The following is an 8,870-nucleotide window of genomic DNA, read 5'->3' on the forward strand; positions in this document are numbered from 1 at the left end:
GACGGGCCGGGGTCGGGCGGGTCGGGCCCGGCCAGGCGCGCCAGGGTGGGTCGGGTCTGATCGGACGTGCCGGGGCGGGTCGGCGGTGCTGGTACACCAGTAGGCTCGCCGCATGACCGAGCGCGCCGAGACGACCGACACGTACTCCTACCTCGGACCAGCCGGCACGTTCACCGAGGCGGCGCTCAAGCTCGTCGAGGCCGCCGCGGGCAAGCCCTGGCGCAGCGTCAACAACGTCGGCGAGGCGCTCGACGACGTCGTCACCGGTCGCTCGGTCGGCGCGGTGATCGCGATCGAGAACAGCGTCGACGGCGGGGTGAGCGCGACGCAGGACGCCCTCGCGCGGATCCCCGGCGTGCGGATCGTGGGGGAGTACCTCGTCCCCGTCGACTTCGTGCTCGTCGCCCGGCACGGCACGACCCTGGCCGACGTCCGGACCGTGAACGCGCACCCGGTGGCGTACGCGCAGACGCACCACTGGCTCGAGGCGAACGTGCGGGGACACGGGCACATCCCGGCGTCGTCGAACGTGGCCGCCGCGACGGCCCTGCTCGACGAGCACCCGGTCGCCGACGCCGCCGTCGCCCCGCCGGGGATCACCGACCACCACGACCTCGCCGTGCTCGCGACGTCGATCGGCGACAACGCGAGCGCGGTCACCCGGTTCGTCCTGGTGTCGCGCACGCTCGCGATCCCGCCGCGCACGGGCGCCGACAAGACGAGCATCATCGTCGAGCTGCCGGCCGACCACCCGGGTGCCCTGGTCGACATGCTCGAGCAGTTCGCCACGCGGGGGATCAACATGGGGCTGCTGTCCTCGCGGCCGATCGGCGACGAGCTCGGGCGGTACCGGTTCGTCGTCGACCTCGACGGACACGTGCACGACGAGCGGGTGGCGGACGCGTTGCTCGGCCTGCGGCGGTTCAGCCCGCGCGTGACGTTCCTGGGCTCGTACCCGCGGGCCGACGGCTTCCGCCCCGAGGTGTCGGCGCGCTACTCCGACGAGGCGTTCGTCGAGGCGCGGGACTGGCTCCGCGCGATCGTCTCGGGCGAGCCCGAGCCCGACCCCGACGCGGCCTGAGTCGCGCAGCGCGTCGCCGGTGCCCGCGCGCTGGTTCGACGCGCTCACGAACAACGGAAGGCACGCCGCGCCACGGATTCCCGTGGTTCGACGTGCCTTCCGTTGTGCGGAGCGCGCCCGGCCCGGCGCGACCCCGTCCGGCCCGAGCGGCCCCGCCCGGCCCCCGTCAGCTGTGGTCGTGCTCGACGCGGCGGGTGTTCCGCGTCTGGTCCTGGGGACCTGCGACCCGCACCGTGAGGCCGCCGGCGTCGATCCTCGCCCGGAACGCGACGACCTCGCCGACCGGGTCGCCGTCGATCTCGAACTCGTCGGGCCGCTCCAGGCGTGCCACGAAGTCCTTGCCGCGGATGTAGCGCAGGGGGCGTTCCTCGCGGGCCGCGGTCGCGATCCGCCTGCCGACCTGGGTCTGCCCGATCTTCGAGCGGCGGAAGGAGCGCAGGATCGCGTTCTCCCAGAACACCCGGGCCCCGATGCGGACCCAGCCGAAGAAGCCCCGGGGACGCATGACGACGACGTCGAACACGCCGTCGTCGATCTCGGCGTCGGGCAGCAGCGTCGCGCCGGCCTGGAGCATGCCGCAGTTCCCGACGATCAGGGAGTGCGCGCGGACCGACTGGTTGCCGTCCCCGTCGAGCCGGTACCGGAACTCGAACGCGTCGGCGTCCCGCACCGAGCGGAACAGCGAGTCGACGTAGGCGAGCCAGCCGACCTTCTTCTTGAGCTCCGGCTTGGTGTTCGCGAGCATGCGGGCGTCGAGCCCGAGGCCGGCCATCACGACGAAGCCGTACTGCTCGCGCTCGCCCCCGGGCCGCTCGATCTCGAGCTCGCCGAAGTCGATGGCGCGGTCCTCGCCGCGGAAGATCGTCCGGATGCTCGCGCCGATGTCGTCGATCGGCGCGGGGATGTTCCGGGCGAGCAGGTTCCCGGTGCCGCTCGGGAGGAGGGCGAGCACGGCACCGGAGCCGTGCACGACCTCGGCCACGGCGCGGACGGTGCCGTCCCCACCGGCGGCGGCGACCACGTCGGCACCGGCCTCGAGGGCGGCCTTCGCCATGCCGCCGCCCGGGTCCTCCTCGCTGGTCTCGAACCACAGGGTCTCGGCCCAGCCGGCCTCCTGCTCGTGCTTCGCGACGGTGCGCTTCAGGGTCTCCAGGTGCACCTTGACCGGGTTGTAGACGACCGCGGCGGTCTTCTGCTCGGTCGGGAGGGCGTCCTGGCCCGCGGGCGCGGTCTCCGATGGTGTCGACATGCCCTCGACGTTACCGATCGGGCCCTGCGAGCGGACGGCCGCCCGCGCAGACCGGCACCGCCCGGCCGCCCGCCGCCCCGCCGCTCCGCCCGCGTCAGCGCCGGTCGTGCAGCGTGATCGTGTAGCCGTCCGGGTCGGCGAAGGCGAACGTGCGCCCGAACGGTCCGTCGAACGGCTCGGTGACGATCGTGTGCCCGTCGGCGACCAGTGCGTCGTGCACGGCCTGCACGTCGGTCGCGTGGAACCACAGCGCGACGCCGAGGGCCGGCTGTCCGGCGGTCAGGTCGGTCCCGGGCAAGAGGTCGCGCAGGGCGAACGCGATCGGCTCGGTCTGGAACACGACGGCGTGCGGCGGTCCGGCGGGGGACTGGACGAGTCCGAGGTACTGCTCGTAGAACGCCTGCGAGGCGTCGAGGTCGCGGACCTGCAGCGAGGTGAAGTCGATCCCGGTGGCGGGCATGGTGTGCTCCTTCTTCTGTGTCAGATGCCTGACACGCACAACCTATGTCAGACTCCTGACATGCGTCAAGACGACCACGCCGCACCCACCCGGACCGACACCGTTGCCGACACCGGTCCCGACGCCGCTCCAGGCGCCGACCGCATCGAGCTCGACACCTCCGTCGGCTACGTCCTCAAGCAGGCGGCCAGCGCCCTCCGTGCCGCGATGGAGGACGCCCTCCGCCCCCTCGGCATGACCGTCACGCACTACTCGTGCCTGGAACTCTTGGCCCAGCGCCCCGGCCTGTCGAACTCCGAGCTCGCGCGCGGCACGTTCGTCACCCGCCAGTCCATGAACACGCTCCTGCAGCAGCTCGAGCGCGACGGCGTCGTCACGCGCTCCGCCCCCACCGCGGGCAGGGTGCAGCCGACGACGCTGACCGCCGCCGGGCACCGGCAGCGCGAGCAGGCGAGTGCCGCCGTCCGGGGCGTCGAGCTGCGGATGACGCGCGACCTCGACGACGCGGGCCGCGCAGCGGCCTTCCGCCTGCTCCGCGGGATGGTCGCCGCCCTGCGCGACCAGCCGCCGACGGACGCGGCCGACTGACGGACGGGAGGCGCGGTGCACGCCCGCACCGCGCCTCCCGTCCGTCACCCGGTCCCGCCGAGGGGCCGTGACCTGCGCTGGGTAGGATGACCCGGTGATCGATCTCCAGCTCCTGCGCGACCACCCGGACGTCATCAAGGCCTCGCAGGAGGCGCGCGGCGCCTCCGTCTCCGTCGTCGACGACGCGGTCGCCGCGGACGCCGCCCGACGCAGCGCGATCACCGCGTTCGAGGCGCTCCGCGCCGAGCAGAACGCGTTCGGCAAGACCGTCGCCAAGGCCCCGAAGGACGAGAAGGCCGCGCTCGTGCAGCAGGCGCAGGCGCTCGCCGCGAAGGTGAAGGAGGCGCAGGCCGAGGTCACCGCGGCCGAGGAGTCGTTCGACCGCGTCGTCCGGTCCATCCCGAACGTCGTGCTGCCGGACGTGCCGAAGGGCGGCGAGGACGACTTCGTCACGCTCCGCACCGTCGGCACGAAGCCGTCGTTCACGTTCGAGCCGAAGGACCACGCCGACCTCGGCGAGCACCTCGGCATCATCGACATCCCGCGCGGCGTGAAGGTCTCCGGCTCGCGGTTCTACTTCCTCCGCGGCCTCGGTGCCCGCCTCGAGATCGCGCTCATGAACCTCGGACTCGACCGCGCCGTCGAGCACGGCTTCGAGCCGCTCATCACCCCGACGCTCGTCCGCCCCGAGACCATGGCGGGCACCGGGTTCCTCGGCGAGCACGCGGCCGAGGTCTACCGGCTCGAGGCCGACGACCTGTACCTGACCGGCACGAGCGAGGTCGCCCTCGCCGGCTTCCACGCCGACGAGATCCTGTCGTTCCCGGAGTCGGGCGACCCGATCCGCTACGCCGGCTGGTCGACCTGCTACCGCCGCGAGGCCGGCTCGGCGGGCAAGGACAACCGCGGCATCCTCCGTGTGCACCAGTTCAACAAGCTCGAGATGTTCTCGTACGTCCTCCCCGAGCAGGCCGAGGCGGAGCACCAGCGTCTCGTCGCCATGCAGGAGTCGATGATGCAGGACCTCGGGCTGCACTACCGCGTCATCGACGTCGCCGGCGGGGACCTCGGCACGAGCGCCGCGCGCAAGTACGACATCGAGGCGTGGGTCCCGACGCAGGGCACCTTCCGCGAGCTGACCTCGACCTCGAACTGCACGACGTTCCAGGCCCGTCGTCTCGACACCCGCTACCGCACCGAGAGCGGCAAGACCGCCCCGGTGGCGACGCTGAACGGCACGCTCGCGACCACGCGCTGGATCGTCGCGATCCTGGAGACGCACCAGCAGGAGGACGGCTCGGTCGTCGTGCCCGAGGTGCTGCGGCCGTACCTGGGCGGCGTCGAGGTCATCGAACCCCGATGAGTGCGCAGGGACGGTTCGTCGACGGGTCGGTGCAGGGTGGCGGGGCTGCCGCTGCGGGCGGTGCTGACGCTGCTGGTGGCGCGGTTGCCGCGGGCGCGGCTCCTGGCGGCGTGGTTGGCGCGGTTGCGGGTGCAGGCGCGGGTCTCGCTGCTCCGGCGCGGACGAAGCGCTGGCTCGTTGCGCTCGACGTCGACGGCACCACGATGCGCGAGGACGGGGTCATCACCGAGCCCGTCGCCGCCGCCGTGCGCGCCGCCGAGGCCGCCGGGCACGAGGTCATGCTGAGCACCGGCCGCAGCGAGGGCATGACGATCCCGTTGCTCGACCGGATCGGCATCCGCCCGAAGTACGTCGTGTGCGCGAACGGGGCGCTGATCCTGGGGCGACGCGAGGACGGCTCGTACGAGCGCGTGCACGTCGAGCGGTTCGACCCGACCGAGGTGCTGCAGACCATCCACGGGGCCCTCGTCGACGCGGCGTTCGGCGTCGAGGACGAGACCGGGCACTTCCTGCTCTCCGGCAACTTCCCCGACGACACCATGACGGTCTCCGGCGAGCACGTGCCGTTCGAGCAGCTGCTCGGCGTCGAGGCCACCCGGGTCGTCGTCATCTCGCCCGGGCACGACACCGAGGACTTCCTGCAGGTCGTCGAGCGGATGGGCCTGCACAAGGTCTCGTACTCGGTCGGCTGGACCTCGTGGCTCGACATCGCTCCCGAGGGCGTGACGAAGGCCACCGCCATGGAACGGGTCCGCGAGTGGCTCGACATCCCGCGCTCCCGCGTCATGGCGGCGGGCGACGGGCGGAACGACATCGACATGCTGCGGTGGGCCTCGACCTCGGGCCGTGGCGTCGTGATGGGGCAGGCGCCGTCCGACGTCGTCGACGCCGGGAACGAGCTCACGGGCGGGGTCGCCGACGACGGGCTGGCCGCGGCGCTCGACGCGCTGCCACGCTGACGGTCGATGCGCTGCTGCGCTGACCGTCGACAGGGCTGCCGCGCCGGCGGTCGACGCGGCGGGTAGACTGCTCGGGACGCGATCACGTCTCGCCACGTGGTCGCGTCGCTGGAGGGTTGTCCGAGCGGCCGATGGAGCCTGTCTTGAAAACAGGTGGGCAGTGATGTCTCGTGGGTTCGAATCCCACACCCTCCGCGACCGTCCTCAGGGGCGCGCAGCTTGCTGTGATCACGGGAGGGGCAGATCGCTCATGAGTTCGTCGTACGACTTTCGCCTGATCGATGCAGATCTCCCGCAGGGAGAAATCGACGTAGACGACGTCCTGCAGATCCTCGGCAAGCTGCAGGAAGTGGCAGTCCGCGTCGGGAGGGTCGCTGCCGACGCGGCGCATCGCGGTCGCCCATCCGCGCAGGTCGAGCGGCTGTCGAAACTCCGGCTGACTGGTCTGTTCGCGGGGAGCACGGTGATCCAGGTCACGCGAGCGTCCGAGCACTCGAAGCTCGACTTCGACCTCGCTGAGGAGCAGGACTTCGATCGACGCTTCGACGCCCTCCTCTCGGGAATTCTCGTGAACGAACGCCCGCAGGACGCCAACGAGAGCACCGCAGCTTCGGTGGCAGACCTGATCGCCGCCTTCCGGCGAGCCGCTCCGCGCCTCGAAGTCCGCGTTGATGGCAGGTCTCGGGGAGAGGCGTCCACCGAGTCGCTGCGCGCCGACGTCTGGCGGCCAGGGCTGCGAGAGGCGGAGGATGTCGTCATCGAAGGTTGGCTCGAGAAGGTCGACATCCGCTCGGGTGACTTCCGGGTTCGCGATGCCGTCGGGATCGCATACCCGCTTCCGAAGGTCCGGTCCGCTGCGGAGACGTCCGCGCTCATCGGTCGCCGCGTTCAGGTGGAGGGGACAGCAGAACGGAACGAGCGCGGAGAGGTCGTTGCCATCCGCTCAGCGGTCGTGCGTCCCGCGCCTGACCACCTCAAGGGTGCGGCGCTCGCACGGGCGATACCGGTGGAAGAGATCCTCAGCCCCGAGGCGTCACTCGGAACGGCGGAAGCACTGGCCTTGACCAGGGAAGAGCAGGACAGCTTCCTCGACGCGATGGGCCTCTGATGTCCGGGCCGGTCGTCATCGACACCGACGTCTACAGTCACGTCATCGTTTCTCCTGAGGCGGCCGCAGCCCGAGGTGTGCCGGTTGACGACTGGCGACGTGCACTCGCGGGGAGGCCGGTGTTGCTGTCGTTCCAGACCCGGGCCGAACTCATCAGTGGCTTTCGCGCCGCTCGATGGGGTGAACGGCGTTTCGGTGAAGCGTTGCGTTCCCTGGAGGCTTACCCGACCATCGGCGTCGATACCGAAGTGCTGTCATCGTTCGTCGACCTGACGATCGCTTGTCGGGCCTCGGGTCATGCGCTCCATGCAAAGGTGCACACTGCCGACCGTTGGGTTGCTGCGTGCGCGATCGCGAAGAAACTTCCGCTCCTTGCCGCTGATCGGATCTACGCGTCCGCACCCGGTCTCGATCTCCTGCCATTGTGAGACGCGATGATGATCCTGACCGCGTTTCATCCCTCGGATCCGCGCGACGGGATGTGAGCACCCGCCTCCGCCTGGTCGAGTCCGGCGACGCCGCCGAACTCGCGGCCGTGGTGCGCGCGAGCGCCGACCACCTGCGGCCGTTCGAGCCGAGCCGGACGCCCGAGTACTACACCGAGGCGGGACAGCGTCGCACGATCGGGCTGCTGCTCGCGGCGGCGCAGACCGGGAGCTCGGTGCCGTTCGTCATCACGGACGACGACGGCGAGCTGCTCGGGCGCATCACGCTGAGCGGGGTCACCCGAGGGGCGCTGCAGTCCTGCGCGCTCGGGTACTGGGTCCGCGCGGACCGCACCCGGCAGGGACACGCGACGCGGGCGGTCGGGCTCGCGGTTGACCACGCGTTCGGGAGGCTCGGGCTGCACCGGGTGCAGGCCGAGACCCTGCCCGAGAACACCGCGTCGCAGCGGGCGCTCGAGCGCAACGGGTTCGTCCGGTACGGCCTCGCGCCGCAGTACATCCACATCGACGGGGCGTGGCGCGACCACGTCATGTTCCAGCTGCTCGCGCCGTCGGCCTGACGCCGGCCGGCAGCGGCCCCGGGGGGCGGCCCCGCCGTCCGCACAACGGGAAGCACGTCGCGCCGTGGAACGACGTGGTGCGAGGTGCTTCCGGTTGTGCGCGAGCACGTCGCACCAGCACACGGCGGACGGAGACACGACGCGCGGCCGATCGGCGCGGCGGACGGAGACGCCGGCACGCCGGCCGACCGGTCAGGCGCGGGCGCCGAGGGCGGCGAGCTCCGCGCGGGTGCGGGCACCGTGCTTCCGGAGCAGGTTCGCCACGTGGTACTTGACCGTGTTCGGGCTGATGCCGAGGCCCTCGGCGATCTCGCGGTTGCCCACGCCGGTGACGACGAGCCGCAGCACGTCGCGCTCGCGGTCGGTCAGGTCGGCGTCCTCGGGTACGTCGACGGCACCGGGCGCGGGGTCGAGGGGGAGCGCGATGTCGAGCGTGGACCCCCACCCGGGCGTCGAGTCGACGTGCAGGGTCCCGTCGAGGGCGACGACCCGCTCGGCGATCGGCCGGACCGCGTCGTCGTGGGTGTCGAGCGTGCCGGCGCCGTCGTCGCGGAGCTGCACGAGGAGGTTCCGGCCGTCGCAGTCCCACTGGATGCGGACCCGCCGCGCGACGCCGTCGTCGACGAGGGCGAGCACGGCCGTCCGGACGATCGCGCGGGCCCCGTGCGCGACGTCCCCGGGGAGTGCCCGACCGGTCGCGGGCGGCTCGACGAACTGCACGTCGAGGTCGCCGAAGCGGACGAGCGGGCGCAGGTCGGCCCGGAGCCGTGAGAACGCCCCCGTGACCGGTTCGAGCAGCGTGCTGCGCTGCCGGTCCGTCACCGTGCGGAGTTCGACGAGCGCGGCCGAGGCGATCTCGACGGCCTCGGTCCGGGCTGCCGTGTCCGACAGGCGCGGGGAGCGGAGCACGGCGAGGACGGACTCGAGGGTCAGCGCGTGTCGGTCGGCCTGCTCGGCCACGGTGCGGGCGTGCTCCGAGGCGGCGAGCCGACTGGCGGGGGTCCGGGTGGTGTCGGTCACGGGGACCGAACCTACCCGCCCCACCCCGTGATGCGG

10 protein-coding genes and 1 tRNA gene are annotated in these 8,870 nt (G+C 72.1%); 8 read left to right on the top strand and 3 right to left on the bottom strand.

Annotated features, from left to right (window positions below; genetic code table 11):
• Positions 1-112: 112 nt before the first annotated feature.
• Positions 113-1,081: a prephenate dehydratase gene (gene pheA / locus BEP24_RS14985; protein ID WP_065964764.1), complete on the top strand. Its 969-nt coding sequence runs from the start codon at positions 113-115 to the stop codon at positions 1,079-1,081.
• A 166-nt stretch (positions 1,082-1,247) separates the two neighbouring features.
• Here the strand turns inward: pheA and BEP24_RS14990 are convergent, their stop codons facing one another.
• Together BEP24_RS14990 and BEP24_RS14995 are read right to left on the bottom strand one after the other, a co-directional pair.
• Positions 1,248-2,330: a diacylglycerol kinase family protein gene (locus tag BEP24_RS14990; protein ID WP_083230414.1), complete on the bottom strand. Its 1,083-nt coding sequence runs from the start codon at positions 2,328-2,330 to the stop codon at positions 1,248-1,250.
• Between the two features lie 94 nt (positions 2,331-2,424).
• Positions 2,425-2,790, bottom strand: coding sequence for a VOC family protein (locus BEP24_RS14995; protein ID WP_065964766.1), 366 nt, complete (start codon positions 2,788-2,790; stop codon positions 2,425-2,427).
• A 60-nt stretch (positions 2,791-2,850) separates the two neighbouring features.
• On the opposite strand from BEP24_RS14995, the gene BEP24_RS15000 reads away from it, so the two are divergent.
• From BEP24_RS15000 to BEP24_RS15025, 7 genes are all read left to right on the top strand, one after another.
• Positions 2,851-3,378, top strand: a complete 528-nt coding sequence (locus tag BEP24_RS15000) for a MarR family transcriptional regulator (protein ID WP_083230415.1) — start codon at positions 2,851-2,853, stop codon at positions 3,376-3,378.
• A gap of 94 nt (positions 3,379-3,472) precedes the next feature.
• On the top strand, positions 3,473-4,741 hold the full coding sequence (gene serS / locus BEP24_RS15005; protein ID WP_065964767.1) for a serine--tRNA ligase: 1,269 nt from the start codon (positions 3,473-3,475) through the stop codon (positions 4,739-4,741).
• Complete coding sequence (locus BEP24_RS15010; protein ID WP_083230416.1) at positions 4,738-5,700, top strand: HAD family hydrolase; 963 nt, start codon at positions 4,738-4,740, stop codon at positions 5,698-5,700. The genes serS and BEP24_RS15010 overlap by 4 nt, the downstream gene beginning before the upstream one ends.
• A gap of 110 nt (positions 5,701-5,810) precedes the next feature.
• A tRNA-Ser gene (locus BEP24_RS15015) sits at positions 5,811-5,895 on the top strand.
• A 55-nt stretch (positions 5,896-5,950) separates the two neighbouring features.
• Positions 5,951-6,808, top strand: a complete 858-nt coding sequence (locus BEP24_RS15020) for a hypothetical protein (protein ID WP_065964768.1) — start codon at positions 5,951-5,953, stop codon at positions 6,806-6,808.
• Positions 6,808-7,236: a PIN domain-containing protein gene (locus BEP24_RS17210; RefSeq protein ID WP_139266278.1), complete on the top strand. Its 429-nt coding sequence runs from the start codon at positions 6,808-6,810 to the stop codon at positions 7,234-7,236. The genes BEP24_RS15020 and BEP24_RS17210 overlap by 1 nt, the downstream gene beginning before the upstream one ends.
• A 53-nt stretch (positions 7,237-7,289) precedes the next feature.
• The gene (locus BEP24_RS15025) at positions 7,290-7,814 is read left to right on the top strand and encodes a GNAT family protein (protein WP_171898838.1); all 525 of its coding nucleotides are present in this window, start codon (positions 7,290-7,292) and stop codon (positions 7,812-7,814) included.
• A gap of 192 nt (positions 7,815-8,006) precedes the next feature.
• Here the strand turns inward: BEP24_RS15025 and BEP24_RS15030 are convergent, their stop codons facing one another.
• On the bottom strand, positions 8,007-8,834 hold the full coding sequence (locus BEP24_RS15030; RefSeq protein WP_065964769.1) for a LuxR C-terminal-related transcriptional regulator: 828 nt from the start codon (positions 8,832-8,834) through the stop codon (positions 8,007-8,009).
• Between the last annotated feature and the right edge of the window lie 36 nt (positions 8,835-8,870).

Origin of the sequence: Curtobacterium sp. UCD-KPL2560 (assembly GCF_001705035.1) — a bacterium.
Taxonomy (GTDB): domain Bacteria; phylum Actinomycetota; class Actinomycetes; order Actinomycetales; family Microbacteriaceae; genus Curtobacterium.